Origin of the sequence: Pseudoalteromonas sp. SG45-2 (genome assembly GCF_014164115.1) — a bacterium.
GTDB classification, from domain to species: domain Bacteria; phylum Pseudomonadota; class Gammaproteobacteria; order Enterobacterales; family Alteromonadaceae; genus Pseudoalteromonas; species Pseudoalteromonas distincta.
Map to the genome: position 1 here is coordinate 51,889 of NZ_JACJEO010000025.1, position 16,715 is coordinate 68,603.

13 protein-coding genes are annotated in these 16,715 nt (G+C 39.8%); 6 read left to right on the plus strand and 7 right to left on the minus strand.

All coding sequences use genetic code 11. The features are described from left to right. Positions 1–30 precede the first annotated feature (30 nt). Together H5116_RS16890 and H5116_RS16895 are read left to right on the plus strand one after the other, a co-directional pair. The gene (locus tag H5116_RS16890; protein ID WP_033013459.1) at positions 31–645 is read left to right on the plus strand and encodes a PQ-loop repeat-containing protein; all 615 of its coding nucleotides are present in this window, start codon (positions 31–33) and stop codon (positions 643–645) included. A 72-nt stretch (positions 646–717) separates the two neighbouring features. Continuing rightward, the gene (locus H5116_RS16895; RefSeq protein ID WP_182716684.1) at positions 718–1,506 is read left to right on the plus strand and encodes a PhzF family phenazine biosynthesis protein; all 789 of its coding nucleotides are present in this window, start codon (positions 718–720) and stop codon (positions 1,504–1,506) included. 69 nt (positions 1,507–1,575) lie between these two features. Here the strand turns inward: H5116_RS16895 and H5116_RS16900 are convergent, their stop codons facing one another. Continuing rightward, the gene (locus tag H5116_RS16900; protein WP_182716685.1) at positions 1,576–4,083 is read right to left on the minus strand and encodes a zinc-dependent metalloprotease; all 2,508 of its coding nucleotides are present in this window, start codon (positions 4,081–4,083) and stop codon (positions 1,576–1,578) included. A gap of 288 nt (positions 4,084–4,371) precedes the next feature. Here H5116_RS16900 and H5116_RS16905 point away from each other — a divergent pair, with 288 nt between their 5' ends. Both H5116_RS16905 and H5116_RS16910 read left to right on the plus strand, forming a co-directional pair. Continuing rightward, positions 4,372–5,550: an efflux RND transporter periplasmic adaptor subunit gene (locus H5116_RS16905; RefSeq protein ID WP_182716686.1), complete on the plus strand. Its 1,179-nt coding sequence runs from the start codon at positions 4,372–4,374 to the stop codon at positions 5,548–5,550. Between the two features lie 14 nt (positions 5,551–5,564). Continuing rightward, positions 5,565–8,720, plus strand: coding sequence for an efflux RND transporter permease subunit (locus H5116_RS16910; RefSeq protein WP_182696054.1), 3,156 nt, complete (start codon positions 5,565–5,567; stop codon positions 8,718–8,720). 113 nt (positions 8,721–8,833) lie between these two features. Here the strand turns inward: H5116_RS16910 and H5116_RS16915 are convergent, their stop codons facing one another. Both H5116_RS16915 and H5116_RS16920 read right to left on the minus strand, forming a co-directional pair. Beyond that, positions 8,834–9,286: a cytochrome c gene (locus H5116_RS16915; RefSeq protein ID WP_024595584.1), complete on the minus strand. Its 453-nt coding sequence runs from the start codon at positions 9,284–9,286 to the stop codon at positions 8,834–8,836. A 92-nt stretch (positions 9,287–9,378) separates the two neighbouring features. Further along, entirely contained in the window at positions 9,379–9,849 is a 471-nt protein-coding gene (locus tag H5116_RS16920; protein WP_002960170.1) for a DUF2721 domain-containing protein, read from the minus strand. A gap of 197 nt (positions 9,850–10,046) precedes the next feature. Here H5116_RS16920 and H5116_RS16925 point away from each other — a divergent pair, with 197 nt between their 5' ends. Further along, on the plus strand, positions 10,047–12,221 hold the full coding sequence (locus H5116_RS16925) for a S9 family peptidase (RefSeq protein ID WP_182716687.1): 2,175 nt from the start codon (positions 10,047–10,049) through the stop codon (positions 12,219–12,221). 43 nt (positions 12,222–12,264) lie between these two features. Here H5116_RS16925 and H5116_RS16930 read toward each other — a convergent pair whose 3' ends face one another. From H5116_RS16930 to H5116_RS16945, 4 genes are all read right to left on the minus strand, one after another. After that, positions 12,265–13,752 (minus strand): cell wall metabolism sensor histidine kinase WalK, encoded by a 1,488-nt coding sequence (locus tag H5116_RS16930; RefSeq protein WP_182712522.1) that lies wholly within the window; start codon positions 13,750–13,752, stop codon positions 12,265–12,267. 10 nt (positions 13,753–13,762) lie between these two features. Next, complete coding sequence (locus tag H5116_RS16935; protein ID WP_007580488.1) at positions 13,763–14,488, minus strand: response regulator transcription factor; 726 nt, start codon at positions 14,486–14,488, stop codon at positions 13,763–13,765. A 62-nt stretch (positions 14,489–14,550) separates the two neighbouring features. Next, positions 14,551–15,285 carry a spondin domain-containing protein gene (locus tag H5116_RS16940; RefSeq protein WP_182716688.1) on the minus strand — a complete coding sequence of 245 codons (735 nt, stop codon included), beginning with the start codon at positions 15,283–15,285 and terminating at the stop codon, positions 14,551–14,553. A gap of 10 nt (positions 15,286–15,295) precedes the next feature. Then, positions 15,296–15,997, minus strand: a complete 702-nt coding sequence (locus H5116_RS16945) for a spondin domain-containing protein (protein WP_154903805.1) — start codon at positions 15,995–15,997, stop codon at positions 15,296–15,298. A gap of 185 nt (positions 15,998–16,182) precedes the next feature. On the opposite strand from H5116_RS16945, the gene H5116_RS16950 reads away from it, so the two are divergent. After that, positions 16,183–16,548, plus strand: coding sequence for a DUF4870 domain-containing protein (locus tag H5116_RS16950; RefSeq protein WP_182716689.1), 366 nt, complete (start codon positions 16,183–16,185; stop codon positions 16,546–16,548). Positions 16,549–16,715: the final 167 nt, after the last annotated feature.

Here is a 16,715-nt window from a genome sequence, read left to right on the forward strand (position 1 = left end):
ATTAACATTTATATAACGAGCGAGGTTGCTTTGGCGCATTATTTGCCTATATTGTCTTCTTTTATTTTGGTTTTTAGTTTTTTACCATTACTAAACAAAATTCGAAAAAATCGTAGTGTCTCTGGTTTGTCACTATTAATGATGACATTTGGATTAGCACAAAGCCTTTATTTTATAACCTACAATATTTTCTTTGAGCGCTATTATATTGCGTTACCATTTATTGTAACCGGTGCGTTAAGCGGGCTTATTTTATATTTTTTTGCACGTTTCAATGCAGCTAAACGAGAACGTGTACAGCTGGTTACTATGCTAGGTTTTTCGTTACTGCCTTTTTCACTGCTTTTAAATTCAAGCCTTGATACTGCAACGGTATTAAGCGCTTTAACGTATGTTGGTCTTGTGATGAGTTCGGTACGTGTTATGCCGCAAACTTATAAAACATTGCGTACGGGTAATGTGAGTAATTTAAGCGCGCGCTACTTTAGCTTGCAGTTTATTGCTGGTATTTGCGGCTTAGTTGTTGAGCTTACGACAGTTGCTCCAAGCACGGCGCACTTACTTATGTTTATTATGCTATTGCTTACCAATGCTGTGCAATTTGGTTGTATGCAATACTATAGAATGCGACCTGTAATGGCTTAAAGCAAAAATAAAAGTGCTAATTTAGTTTAGGTATGGCAGTTTTAAGCTATTAATCATTACAAAGTTTAAACAATGCAATTAGCTATTCATCAAATTGATGCGTTTACGAATGAGTTATTTAAAGGTAACTATGCGGCAGTGATCCCACTAGAATCGTGGTTAAGTGACGATTTAATGCTAAAGATTGGCGCTGAGAATAACGTATCTGAAACTGCTTTTACCTGCCTGCAAGACGATGGAAGTTTTGTTATTCGCTGGTTTTCACCGTTAATGGAAATCGACTTTTGTGGTCACGCCACACTTGCGGCTGCCTATGTTTTATGTGAAGAGCATAATATATCGCAAATTCGCTTTGTTGCTGATGCGGTGGGCGAGTTAATCGTTAATAGAAACGCTGATGGCAGCTTTGCAATGACCTTTCCTAAGCAAGCACCGATTGAGGTACAAAATGTACCGCAGCAATTGCTTGATGGCTTGTCTATACAACCGAGTAAAGTACTTAAAAATCGCCAAGCTTACTTTGCTATTTATGAAAATGCCGATCAAATACTTGAATTAAAAACTAACTCTGAGCTTTTAAAAACGCTTTATCCACTTGATGTAGTGGCTACAGCACCTAGTGCTGAATATGATTTTATATCTCGCTATTTTTGGCCTGCAAGCGGTGGCGACGAAGATTATGTAACGGGCTCAATTCATACTGGCTTGGCACCTTACTGGGCGCAGCAATTTGGTAAAACTACGTTAAGTGCTTATCAGGCTTCAAGCAGAGGCGGGCATTTAATTTGCAAAGTGGATGATACAACCGTCACTTTGACCGGGCATGCTGTAAGGTATTTAAAAGGCACTATTTATATTTAAACTGTGAATTAAGTTATAAAAAAGGCCACGTAAATCGTGGCCTTGGTTTACTCAATTAGTAGAGGTATTTTATGCTTCTAGCGCTTTTGCAATTAAGCGATCAATATATTTTTTATGCGCTTTAGTTGCTGTATCTGCACCCCAAGCAACACTGGTGTCGGCTATTTGAGTTAGCTGATATAACGCTGCTGTTTTAGCTAAGTTATCGTATTTGCTTGCTTTGCCAAGACCCGCAATTGCAATTAACTGGTTAACATACTCAATTTGTAAGTTGTGGCTAATAGAGTTGGCGTCTTTGCTTTTCACGAAAATGCTGGCGGTTAAATCTTCCATAAACTGAGTTAGGCTATATTCGTTACCGTACAGAGCTGTGTCAGAAATACGCAGTAATACCGCTGGGTGTAATAGCTGTGCAAGTACAGACTTTTGCATCCCTAAAATCATTTGGTGTGCTTTAGGGTCTTCATTTTTGCCATAGTGATTAAAGCCACGACGTTGCAGCTGTAAGTAGCTATAAAGAGGTTGCATGTTTTGTAGTACGTCTGGCGCAAATACAAACTTGGCTAGTATATCCATTGCTTGTGTTTGACGCTCAAGCGATACCGGTGTAAATGGTTTATCTGCATTTGTATCACCCACTACAGCGCGCTCAACGTATACGCCACCAATCTGGCGAGAAACCACACCTGCTTGAGCTCGGTACTGACCAAATAAGCTATTAGCAGAGGTAACAAGCTGTTGGTAAGACTCACCTTTAACCGTTGCTTTATCTTTTAGCTCAGTAAATAGTTTATTAATTAGTGCCATACGATCTGCGCCATAGGCAGCAGGGTTTGACGACAAATCACCAATCATTACACGTGGATCGATATGGCGACCTGGTGCGCGCATATCGTCTGCATCGTTACCAAAGGCAAGGGCATGTTCACTTGAACGAGCAAGTATTTTTTCAAGTCGAGCTTGCTCAGCAGCTTCATCTGCAAGCGCTACGCTGTAGCCATAGTTAATTGCCCAATCATCGTAAGGACCAGGTTTTGTTTGAAAAATATCACCTTGCTGCATACCAATTGGGGCAATGTTAGCGGGTGCATAATCCATAACAGAACCGGTTACTATGCCTTGGGTTTTGTTTTTATCGTGTACTTCTTTTTCATCCCACAAAATTGATGATTTCATATTATGGTTAAGACCTAAAGTATGGCCAACTTCGTGAAGTACCAATTGCGTTAGACCTTGGCGAAGCATTTCTTTATCTTCAATTTTGTCGCCGCTAGCAAGGCCTTTGGCAAGCATTAGATTTTGTTGAATCTCATGCCCAAGAGAGCAATTTAGCTCGCCGGTATTTGTTGTTTCACCGTGGCTCATTGTTCCTTGTGTGAAAAGTGTGTCGTAAATCCAGCGGTTTTTCATAAATACAAACTCAAGCATAATGTCTGAGCCCAGTATTTCGCCTGTTAATGGGTTAGCAAGTGCTGGCCCGTATCCGCCAAATGGAGGCTTAGGTGACGAAGTCCAACGCAGTACGTTGTAATTGATATCGCCCGCATCCCAGTCTGCACCGTCTGGTTGTACTTTTACCTCTAAGGCATTTTTAAAGCCGGCTTTTTCAAAAGAGGTATTCCACGTTAAAACAGCGTCACGAATAGTATCGCGCCATTCAATGGGTGTGGTGTTTTCTATCCACCAAGTAATCGGTTTTACTGGCTCTGAAAGCGCTGCACTTGGGTCTTTCTTTTGTAAGTCCCAGCGTTTTATAACATCTTGATAAGGTGCCCAATCGGTAGATGTCATTTGATCAAATTGATTTGTAAAATAACCAATGCGCGCATCATCCATACGTGGTGCGTAGTTATTGCTAGGTAGAGCGACAAACGAGTGCTGAACTTTTACCGATACGCTACGCGGGTCGCTTACTGCATTTGAGCCACGTACCGTTGGGCTTGGGTTAGTAAATACGTAATCAACAACTACGTCTAAGTTATTAGGATATGGACGCTGTTTAATAATGCGTGATTTTTTATCGTCTAGTTTACCTACTTTAAAGCGTTTTTTAGCGTTTTTATCTGCTGGATTTGGCGTAGGTGATACTTTATGAAGTGCTTCGCTTAAAAATAACTTATTTACATTAAATGCTATTTTACCGTCTTCTTCTTTTTCTATTTTAATGCTCGCAAGTACCGCTTCACTAATATTGGCATCACTCGCTTTTGAAATTGCACTGCTTTCGTCAAATTTGTAGCGAGGTGTTTTGCTAATAATATCGATACGGTCAAAGTATTTTCTAAATTCAATTAACTTAGTTTCGCGGTACGAACCACGATAATGGCCTGCATCTGTAACGCCATCGACAGTGTGCGCAAAATACACAAACGGCGTATTGAGTTGGGATTCGTTAATCACCATAAGGTGCTTACCGGTTTTTTCGTCTTGATAAAGGCTAAATATACCGGCAAATTCGGTTTGTCCTTTGATCATTTCGCTAAGTGTTTTTGACTCTTTTTCATCTTTTTTATCGGCTGCAAATGCATGGCTGCCAAACGCTAAGCTAAGCGCAAGGGTGATGGTCGTTAATTTCATTTTGAGACTTTTAATATTTGTTAATTTAATTGGACTGTACGTAAATTAATTTAATTTCGCACATCTTCGCGATGAAATTTAAGTGTTTAACGCTAATAAACTGATATTAATGAATAAAAGTTTGTAACAAAATATAACGAATGAGGTGAGCTGCATGTGAAGTTATATTCTATAGCCCTAAATAGCAGCGGTTTATATGTATTTGCAACAGTTGCTTACAAATGTCACCTTAATGTTTCATATGGCTCTGGTATTATGGCGTTAATAGAATTTTGGGGATAATAGGATATGCAAACAAATTCACTTAGATGGGTTTTTCCATTTGTAGCGCTCATTGTTGGTGTTGTTGGCTTTATGGGAATCAATGCCATTGCAAAAGATCCAGAAAAAAAAGAAGTAATTGATACTCGTCCAACAGTGCAAGTTGAGCCAGTGATTGCAAACGATCATCAAGTTATTATTAATAGCTACGGTGAAGTAAAGCCTCTTGAAAATACACTGCTCTCGGCGCAGGTGTCGGGCGAGGTGTTAAGTTGGCATCCTAATTTTGTAGCCGGTGGCATAGTTGCTCGCGGTGAAACCTTATTCACTATCGAAAAAGACAACTATGAAGCAGCAGTACTTGTTGCAGAGGCCGAGCTTGCTCGCGCACAAGCGGGTTTAATAGAGGAACAAGCTCAAGCTCAAGTAGCCGAAGACGAAGCCAAGCGCTTTCCAAGTAAAGCGCGCACAGATTTATTTTTACGTAAACCTCAAGTGCTCAGTGCGCAGGCATCTGTAAAGTCGGCGCAAGCTGCATTAAAGCGCGCGCAACGTGATTTGGATAATTGTGATGTTACAGCCCCTTACGACGCATTGGTGATTAGCCGAAATATAGGTGTTGGACAATTTGTCACTATGGGTTCGCAAGTTGCTGAACTCAATAATATTGAGACCGCTGAAGTGATTATTCCTATAGCAGGGTTCGATAGCGTTTTTTTGCCAGAGCGTATTAAAGGTATTACCGCAACGATTATTCAAAAAGGCCTAAACAGCTTCACCCGTGAAGGTGTAATTGACCGCGATCTAGGGATTGTTGATAACGCTACGCGTATGAGCAGTTTAGTAGTGCGTATAGAAGACCCATACGGTCTTAAGAATATACAACCAGCCATTAAGTTTGGTAGCTACGTACAGGTAAATTTTGCAGGTGCAATGCTCAATAATATTTACCGCTTACCGCAAGAGTTAGTTAATAACAAAACCGTATGGATCGTTAATGAAGAGCAGCAACTTGAGCCGCGCAAAGTCACAGTTATTCGTGAAGAGGGTGAGTACTTTTACATCAGTGATGGTTTGCAAGCAGATGATATGTTGGTGATTACTTTGCCAGAATATCCGCAAAAAGGCATGGCTGTAAAAATTGCGGGCCTTCAAAATACTAAAAATACAGAGGCACTTGAAAATGCTTCCACTGAAAAATTATAAAGGTAGGCTGAGTTATGAGTAACACTGAACTACCAAATACAGCGCCTAACGCTGAAAAACAAACCGGTATTATTGCTTACTTCGCTAATAACTCCGTTGCTGCCAACCTAATGATGATTTTTATTGTGGTGATGGGAATTATTAGCTTTCTAAATATCCAACGCCAAATGTTTCCTAATGTAGAGATTAACTACATTAATATTGAGGCTAATTACCCCGGTGCCTCTCCTCAGGAAATAGAAGAAAGCATACTTATAAAAATTGAAGAGTCGCTAAAAGATGTGACCGAAATTAAAAAAGGTGTGTACAGGGCATTTAGAAATGGCGGTAGAGCAAGTCTTGAAATTAATACTGATGTAGAGCTGACCGATATACTCGATAAAGTTAAGTTACGGGTTGATGGTATAGCAACGTTTCCTGCCGGTATGGAACCGGTCACCATAAGTCAGGTTGAGTTTAGGCAAGATGTTATAGGTATGACGCTCGTTGCTGACTTGCCGCTTACTGAGCTTAAGCCTATAGCAAACCAAATAGAGGATGAGTTACTACAGCTATCTAACGTGTCGTTAGTGGTAAACGATGTTCCTCTTGATGAAATAGCAATTGAAATCGAACCCGATACGCTGCGTCAATATAACCTAACCCTTAGTGATGTAATGAATGCAGTGCGTCGTTACTCAGCTAACTTTTCGGCGGGGCAGCTAAAAACAGACGCAGGTGTTATTTCTGTTCGCGTCGAAAATCAGTTTTACTCTGGTGAAGAATTTAGGCAAATACCGGTAAAAATAGGGGCTAATGGCGCTAAAGTGTTACTGCAAGATATTGCCGTGATTAAAGATCAGTTCACTGAAGGTGAGCGTTACTTTAAATTCAATGGTGAAAATGCGGTTTATATATCGGTGAAAGCGACCGAAGAGCAAAGTATTATCCCAGTTGCTGATTCAGTAAAAGCATTTATAGAATTAAAAAATAAAGAGCTACCACTGGGGGTTCGCTTAGAGCCATTAATGGATATGACGTACTACTTAAATGCTCGCTTAGACATGATGGTTACAAACCTTATTCAGGGTGCTGTTTTGGTTGCAATTATGCTATCAATCTTTTTACGCTTTAAGTTGGCATTATGGGTAATGATTGGTTTACCAGTGTGCTTTTTGGGCGCAATGATGATGATGCCACTGTTTGGTGTAACCATTAATATTTTATCACTTTTTGCTTTTATTATGGTGCTAGGGATTGTGGTGGACGATGCCATTGTCATAGGCGAAAGTGCCTACACCGAAATAGAGAAAAAAGGCGGCGGTGTTGTTAATGTGGTTAATGGCGCAAAACGCGTAGCAACCCCTGCAACTTTTGGTGTACTAACTACCATTGCAGTATTTGCTCCATTTACGTTATCTACAGGCCCAGAAAGTGCCTTCTTTTATGGTATAGCTGTGGTGGTAATGCTGTGCTTGGTATTTAGTTTGATTGAATCAAAGTTGATATTGCCTGCCCATATTGCTCACACTCATTTTTCACCAATAAAAGAGGGGGGCTGGCGAGATCGGTTTAATACGCGATTTTTTGGTTTTGTAAATGGCCCATATAAACGCTTTGTTATACGTTGTGTTGAATGGCGTTGGTCAGTGCTATTTTCATTTATTGCTCTATTAATCGTAACCTTTGCTTTAATCTCATCAAATCAAGTTCGTACCGGGTTTATGCCAAAGATCCCGCATGACTACCCGCAAATAAATCTAGAAATGAATGACAATGTATCAGACATACAAACAATAAATGCTATTCGTGAAATAGAAGCGATGGTGATTGCGATTGATGAAGATACCGAACGCAAATATGGTCAAAAACTCATAAGAGATATTTTAGTATTTAACCAAGGGCGAACTGAAGCACAAGTGCTTGTTCCCCTTGTTGATGAAAGTATAAGGCCTTATAACGCGTTTGAATTATCACGACGTTGGCGCGAGGCGATGCCCGATATTGCCGGTGTTAAATCATTAACCATTTATGATGATGTAAATGGAGGGAGCAGTGACGGCGAATTTGGTTATTTATTATATGGCTCTGATATTGATACATTAAATAATGCAGGACGTCGTTTTATAGAGTTGCTGCAACAGCAAGAAGGTTTGTTTGATATTAGCTCAACAATAGATCCTGCAAGTAAAGAAGTGCAAATGAGCCTAAAACCGGTCGCTTACGATTTAGATTTAGACTTAGCTTCTATTGCAAATCAAGTTGGGGCAAGCTTTTACGGTGGTGAGGCTCAACGTGTTATTCGCCGAGGCGAGGAAGTACGTGTAATGGTGCGTTACCCTAAACTGACTCGAGAGGCATTTTCGTCACTTAAGCATGCGGTTGTTACTACCCCGCAGGGCCGTGAAGTACTGCTTGGTGATGTAGTTGAACTTACTGAAACACCAGGCATTAGTTATATCCGCCGGGAAGGGGGCTATCGTACTGTGTATGTTTATGGAAACATAGATGAAGAAGTGATTGAGCCAAACGAAGTTGTAGATCAAATTAAAGAAAAGCTACTACCACAACTTAAAGAAGAGTATCCAAGTGTTAAGTCAGAACTAGGTGGCGCCATTGAAGAGCAACAAGATCAGGCTAATCAGCAGAAGATGTTTTTCTTCGGCGGTATGATTTTGGTGTATATTTTATTAGCCGTACCCCTTAAGAGTTATGCGCAACCACTTATTGTTATGTCGGTGATTCCATTTAGCTTAACGGGAGCAATATGGGGGCATTACTGGTTTGGTTTGGATATAACTTTAATGTCTGGCTTTGGTATTATTGCAGCAGCAGGGGTGGTTATAAACGACTCACTCGTTATGACCGATTATGTGAATCAAGCCCGTAAAACAGGTGTTAGTATTAAAAATGCTGTAATAGATGCCGGTTGTGCTCGATTCAGACCTATATTACTTACTTCAATTACTACATTTGCAGGTGTATTGCCCATTATGTTTGAAACAAGCCTGCAGGCTAAGTTTGTAATACCTATGGCGGTAGCGCTTGGTTTTGCAGTGATGTTTGCAACATTAATAACACTTATATTAGTGCCATGCTTGTACATTATATTAAGTGATATTGGTAAGGTGTTTACACGCATTTTGGGTGGGATTAGGACTGTATTTAAACGTCGCCCGCAGAAGGTTTAGCTCAATAAATAACATACGGGCTTAAATGCCGGGTACAAAAAGCACTGAATGATTAACCATTCAGTGCTTTTTATCATTTGTTGTTACTACATTAAGTATTAAAACAACAATAATTAATCTTTAAATTGCTTATGGCAATCTTTACAGCCTTTAGCCCATGCGCCAAAAGCTTTACCAATTACGGCCTTATCGCCTGATTGAGCCGCTACTGCTAGTTCATCTGCGTATTGTTGGAATGCAGTTGCTTTTTTCATAAAAGTATCGTTTTCAGACCAAACAGCAGCAAGTGCAGCTGTGTCGCCTTTATCTGTTCCTTCGTAAAACGCTTCCCATGGCATTTTTGAAAGTGCAGCTGCGTTGTTAGCACGCTTTTTAAATTGCTCTGCGTCAAAAGGTACTTTACCTTTTAGCATTGCGCCCATGTCACCAATTTGTACTGAGATCATTGAAAACGCTGCTTGGCGGTATTCAATCGCGTCACTTGGCTCTTTAAATGCAGAATTTGCCGATACGCTAAATGCACACGTTGCCAGTGCTATTGTTGCTAATACTTTTTTTAATTTCATGTTTGCCCCTGTTGAAAATTGTAATTCTTAATTCGGTATCTTGTATCTAACATCGTATTTATTCAAGTGAATACGATAGATTTAACTAAAACTTAATCGTTTATATCAATATCTGCAAATATCATCCCGCGACGCATGCTTCTAGTTGCTAAGAATACCTCACCAAGTAACGACATAAATGCACATATGAGTAATGCCATTGCTGCTACAAAGCAACTTGCAATGGTAACGCCTAAGTTTATAGATTGAATGTGCGATAAAAATAACAACATAACCACAGCGCATACAAGCAATGCGCTTAATACACTTAAACTAAAAGCAATATGTATACATCGAGAACGCTTTAAAAGGGCGCGCAGCTCTGTAGCGAGTGATTTATTAAAGTCCTCGTCAGTACTTACTTTTAATCTGCGTTCTAACTGACGTGCCCTATCGGTAATACGTGCCAAACGATTAGATAAAACACCTAAAGTAGCGGCAATACCCGTGATCAAGAATACTGGGGCAACAGCTGTTTGAATTACTTTAGCCATAGTTAAAATATTTATTACTTCGTTATTCATTCCTACCCTTAATCAGTTGAGCTTGAAAATGACTTATATATCTACAGAGTACCTGATGTAGGCTTATTAAGAAAAGAGGAATTACGTTGATTTACTTTACATAGCTTCACAAAGTAAATCACAACACAGGTTATTTTTAGGTATATTTAATTACTTAATAAAAAATAAAAAACAAAAAACAACAAGGACTTTGACTGATGAAACGTACTCCATTCGCACTTGCTGCATTATCGCTAGCTATTTTAAGTGGCTGTAATCAAGCCCCTGAAGAAACCAAAAAAAATAATACACAAGTTAAAACGGTTCAAGTAGCCCAAGCTATTGCCCCTGTTGCAAAAAAAGTGCCTCATGAGATGACTATTCATGGTGACACACGTGTAGATAATTACTATTGGTTACGTGATGACGAACGTAAAGCGCCAGAGGTGATTAACTATTTAGAAGCTGAAAATACATACACAGATGCAATGCTTGCACATACCAAAACGCTGCAAAGTGAATTGTTTGAAGAGCTAAAAGGGCGTATCCAAAAAGACGATGATTCAGTCCCAGTTAAAAACGGTGATTATTTTTACTCAACGCAAACACGCGGCGATAACGAGTACACTACTTACTTACGCAGCAGCGATTTTGCAGGTACCGATCAGCAAGTTATTTTAGATGTAAATGAGCTTGCGAAAGGCCATGATTATTATGCAGTAAGTGGCTTAAATGTAAGCCCGAATGGCAATTTAATGGCTTATGGCGAAGATACTGTTAGCCGTCGTATTTATAGTATAAAAATAAAAGATTTAACAACCGGTAAATTACTCGAAGATACACTTGAGGGCACCAACGGCGGTATAGTTTGGGCAAACGATAATAAAACGGTTTACTATATTAAAAAAGATTTACAAACTCTATTAGGTTACCAAGTTTATCGTCATACATTAGGTACACCACAAGCTGATGATGAGCTAATTTACGAAGAAACTGATACCAGTTATTACATGGGTATCAGTAAAAGCAAAGATGAGTCAGAAATTTATATTTGGCACAGCAGCACAGCTGCATCAGGCGTATCGGTACTAAGTGCTGATGATGCTAAGGCAATGCCTAAACGCTTAATTGAGCGCGAAGCAGGGCTTGAATATGAAATTTCGAAGCTAGGAAATACTTACTACATTGTAACTAACTTAGATGCTGTAAATTTTCAGCTGATGAAAGTGGATATTGATAAAGCTGGTGACAAAGCAAATTGGCAAAGTGTGATCCCAGCGCGCGATGATATTAAGCTCGAAGGCATTGATTTATTTAATGACTACTTAGTTTACCAAGAGCGTGAAATGGGCCAATCAAAGTTGATTGCGCGTGATTTAAAAACAGGTAAAGAGTTACCACTGAGCTTTAACGATAGCGCTTATACAATTGGTACTTATGGTAATAACGATATAGATAGCAGCACGTTACGAGTTTACTACACAAGCATGACTACACCTGGTTCATCGTACGATGTAGATTTAGCGACTGGCGATAAAAAACTACTTAAACAGCAAGCTGTATTAGGTGATTTTGATGCTGATAATTACGCCTCAGAGCGTATTTTTGTAACAGCACGCGATGGCATAAGAGTACCGGTAAGTTTAGTTTACCGTAAAGATACGTTTAAAAAAGATGGCACTAACCCGCTACTGCAATATGGTTATGGGTCGTACGGCGCAACCATGGATCCAACGTTCTCAAGCTCACGTTTGAGCTTGTTAGACCGTGGCTTTGTATTTGCAATTGCCCATGTACGTGGCTCGCAAATGCTAGGCCGTCCTTGGTACGAAGACGGCAAGCTACTCACTAAAAAGAATACGTTTAATGACTTTGTTGATGTAACTAAAGCATTGGTTTCTCAAAAGTATGGCGCAAAAGATGAAATATTTGCGTTAGGTGGCAGTGCTGGTGGCTTATTAATGGGCGCAGTAGCAAACCAAGCGCCTGAGCTTTATAAAGGCATGGTTGCTGCGGTACCGTTTGTAGATGTAGTAACCACGATGCTTGATGCAAGCATACCACTTACTACCAATGAATACGGCGAGTGGGGTAATCCGAACGAAAAAGCGTATTACGATTACATGCTGTCTTACTCGCCATACGACCAAGTATCTAAGCAAGCATATCCTAATATGTTAGTAACGACTGGCTTGCACGATTCACAAGTTCAATACTTTGAGCCTGCAAAATGGGTTGCTAAGCTGCGTGACTATAAAACTGATGACAATAAGTTACTGTTTAAAATAGATATGGAAGCAGGGCACGGCGGCGCATCGGGTCGCTTTAAGCGCTTAGAAGATACCGCGCTAAACTATGCATTTATGCTTGATTTAGCGGGTATTAAAAAGTAGTTACTCTTTATATTTAAATAGATTTAACTCAATAAGGTGCTTTTTAAGAAAGCACCTTATTTTGTGGTAAATTAAAGCTAAACATAGTGCCTTTACCAATTTCACTTTGTACGTAAATTTCACTATCCATCAGTTTTAATAAACCTCTGCAAATGGCCAATCCTAAACCACCTTGCTGGCGCCCTTCTTTATTAGAATTACTTGCTTGGTAGTGCGGGTCAAAAATAGCATTCAGCTCATCTTCTTTTATGCCTACGCCCGTGTCTGATACATGCACAAATAGTTGATTATCGTCACTGCGCTTTACATGTACTGCAATGCTGCCGCCGCGAGGGGTATGCCTAATTGCATTATCAATTAAGTTACTTAACACGCGCTCTAATTTAGCTATATCGGCAACCACAGGAAAATCACAAATCGCAGGTTCTACCGACAAACTAATGCCTTTTTTGTCAACGGCTAAACTAAATTTTGCCATGCAATCGTAAATAAGCTCACCTAAATTAAAGGTTTCTTTATTTATACTTATTTCGCCATTTTCTAAGTGAGCAAGCTCAAATATTTGCTCTATGAGTAGCTTTAATTGCCCACAATTATTAAGCGATACCTGCAAGTATTCTTGCTGCTCTTTTTTACTTAGTTGTTCACCCGACTGATTTAATACTTCTAAAAACCCCTGCAGTGAAGCAAGTGGTGTACGTAGGTCGTGCGATAAGTGAGTTAGTAACTCTTTGCGTTGTTTATCGCCTTGTTCAAGCGCTTTAAACTGCTCGTTAATACGCGTTAGCATGGCTTGAATACTTCGCCCTAAACTATGCACTTCGTTACTTTTTTGCGTTGAATAGTTACTTAGCTTGGTGTCGGTAAGGCTGTAGTTGGCGGCTTCAATATTGCTAACATCACGTGCTAAGCGCTGAATTGGGTTGGTAAAAAAGCGTAGCAAAATTAGCATCGCAATAAATAAAAATGCGAGTGCAGAGCCAAGCCATAAAGCGGCTAGCCATAACTTATCATTATTTTTTACAGTACTTAGTGAGGTGTCGTAAGCCTCACCACCAATAATTACATATAAATAACCTTGTAACTTATCTTGATTAAATACTGGCGCGGCTGAAAATATTTTTTGTTGCTCTTTATTACGAGGATTATCACCATAAATAGGTGCAGCGCTTGGGTCGTTAATCAGCCTTTTTAAAGGCGTTAAACTAATATGCGTGCGTTTAACTTTACCCGGCTTTGCTGAGTAAGTAAGAATTTTTCCGGTTTCGTCTACAAAATAAAATTCAAACGCAGGACCTAATAACATTAAGGTATGAAAGAGGTTTTCAAGCGCTTTATAGTCGTAAACACCTTCTTTTATTAGTGGGTTATCTTGTACTAAATGTTCCGCTAACGCTAAGTGCAGATTTTGTTCGGCGTGGTGTTTTGAGGTGAGTTCCAGTTGCTTGCTCCAGCCGTAAACTAGGGCGCAAATAAAACAAAAAATCACGACTAGCGATATAGCTAATTTTTGATACAAAGATAATTTCATAATAGGTGTCTTAATTGAGTTGGCTAGGGTTTAGTTTGTAACCAACACCCCAAACTGTTTCGATGATAGGCGCTTGTTGGTGTTCTTCTAGCTTGGCACGTAAGCGGTTTATATGTGAATTAACCGTGTGCTCGTAACCACTGTGTTGGTAACCCCATACTTTATCGAGTAACTGCTGGCGGCTAAAAACATGATTAGGATGGCGTGCAAAGTAAACGAGTAAATCAAATTCGGTGGCGGTAAGGTTAAGGGCTTGCTTGCCTAAATACACTTGGTGCGAACTAAATTCTATATTGAGTGAGCCTACATTTAGTGTTTGTTCGCTATCAACGGGGGAGTTGTCGTTATTTTGGCTAGCGAGTAGTTGTGCTCTGTGGCGTAATTGGGTTTTTACTCTGGCTTGTAATTCGCGTGCAAAAAAGGGTTTACAAATATAATCATCGGCGCCCATTTCAAGGCCAATAACTCTGTCCATATCGCTACTAAGCGCGGTGAGTAAAATTACGGAGGTAGTTGGGTAATGCTCTTTTATTTTTCGGCATAAGCTCAAACCATCCATTTGGGGTAAGTTTATATCGAGTAAAATAAGTCCGTAGGGATGCTTAGCTATTTTTTTTAAGGCAAGTTCTGCGCTTACAACATGATCAACATGTAAGTTAAGCGACGTTAGCTGCGTGGTAATTAACTTACCTATTTCTCTGTCATCTTCTACTACTAATATTTTTTCGTGACGCATGTATTACCTCGTAAAAAGGGGGGCATCCGTGCTCCCTTACTTCCCCATTACAAGCTGGAACGTTACTGCGTGCGCGTAATTACTATTTTCGATACTGGGTTATCAAACTTATGTTCAACACCAAGTGCTGATGTAGATAATCCATCTTGATTTGAAACAATGCCTGGATGCATCGTTATTATATCGACTGTATCGTCACGTATTTCGTTAAACCCTTCACCGCTAGCGGCAGGACCTGGCACAGTTTCAGCTGTTTCTGTATTTGCTTCCGTACCCGCATCATAAGCAGTCGTAGTGCGTGATAACGAACCGCCAACTTCTAATGTTGATACATCTAAAGAACTAAGACCGGTAAAAGCATCATTTGTATTCCCAAGCATGGCAGCAAATGACAAATTAAGCGTTTCTTGCTCTTCAACAGTAATGATTACTGTGGTGGTTTCACCAGGGCCAATAGCGCCTTCAGCTGAAACTGCAGCAAGTGCACTTTCGTAGCTGAGGTATTCTTCATTTGCACCGCTTTCTGCAAGCATTTCTAAGCCAACAGAAGCTGTTGTACCGAAGGTCCAAGGTGCTTCATCTTCAAAAGCAATGACAGAGAGTGGTGACAAAGGCTGTCCTGCAGTTAAGTTACTAAAAGTAATAGTAAACTCACTGATCACAGGTTCTACAACAATTGGCTCAACAACGACCGGCTCTTCAACAACTGGGTCGTTATCATTATCGCTACACGCTGCAAGTGTGGTTGCAAGTGCAAGCACTAGTAGACTTTTTTTAAGGTTGTTAGCAGATGACATAATCATGCTCCTACTTAACTGTAACGGTTAATTGTGCTACTGGGTTTAACCATCTGTGTACTGTATTACTTAAATCGCTATTACCCGCTTCTAAATCGTCATCACCTAAGCTACCCGGGTGAATATGAATGTTAGTGTTTGTATCACCACTTAATACACCTGTACCGCCAGTGCCAGCGTCGCCACCTGGAGCAGCAGGAATACCCGGAGTACCTGGTGCGCCAGAGCCTTCAACTACAAGCTCATTGTTTTGTTCTGTGCCTGCATCGTAAGCATTTAAATTAATTGTGTAAGTACCCGCTTCTGTTGGGATTTTCCAACTGTTTAAGCCTACAAAGCCATCATTAGTTGGTAGCATCATTGCGGTTAAAGATAGGTACTCATTACCGTCGGTCGTGCTCAGTGTTGCCGTTGTAGATGCGGCTGGTGCAAGTAAACCTTCAGCTGGGTTTGCAGCCATATCACTACCCGCAGCAGTTGCTTGTGCAACTAACTCTTCAATATTGCCGCCTTCAGCCATTGTTTGTAGTGCTGTAGATGCTTGCGTTGCTACCTCAAACAGTGTGTCTTCGCTGTTGTGTGCTGTAATTAACAGTGGAGTAAAGTGAATACCTTTGGTTAGGTTAGTTACTTTTAGGTCTAATTCTGCGGCCATAGTCGATTGGCTAGCTGCCGCTAAAAGAATTGCGATTGTTAATGTAGAAGTTTTCATTATTATTTCCTGTAAGTGATGATTCGAGTTAAGTATTGAATAATCGTCTCCAGAAACTCTCACAAACTTATCACTTTTTTATCACAAGATTTCACGCTGTGATTTTTAAACATAAATACGTTGGTTGATTTGTAGACATTTGTTTAGTTAAGAGGCAACATACATAAAACAAAAAGGAGAGTGTTATGGAAGAAAATCAACAGGTTGAACCAGTTAATAAAGATGACCGTACGTGGGCTATGTTATGCCATTTAAGTGCGCTTGCTGGGTTTGTTGTGCCGTTTGGCTCAATAATTGGGCCATTAATTGTGTGGTTAATTAAAAGAGATGAAATGCCAATTGTTGACGTGCACGGTAAAAAGGCGCTTAACTTTCAAATAACGATGGCAATTGCATATGTAGTTTGTTTTGTACTGATGTTTGTAGCAATCGGCTTAATATTACTACCTATAGTGGCAATTTTTGGGTTTGTAATGGTTGTAATCGCAAGTATTAAAGCTAATGAAGGTAAAGAGTTTAATTACCCGTTTAGTTTAAATTTGATAAAATAAACACACAGTTTATTTTTATACCAATTGCATTAAATTAGTGACCTATTATAGCGATAAGAAAATAGCTCAATAACAAGGCTAAAATTATGATACATAGTTGTTCTATATAAATAATTTTTAACGTAGTTAGTGAGTTATTTAATACGCTAGAATGATCATGTTTTTAA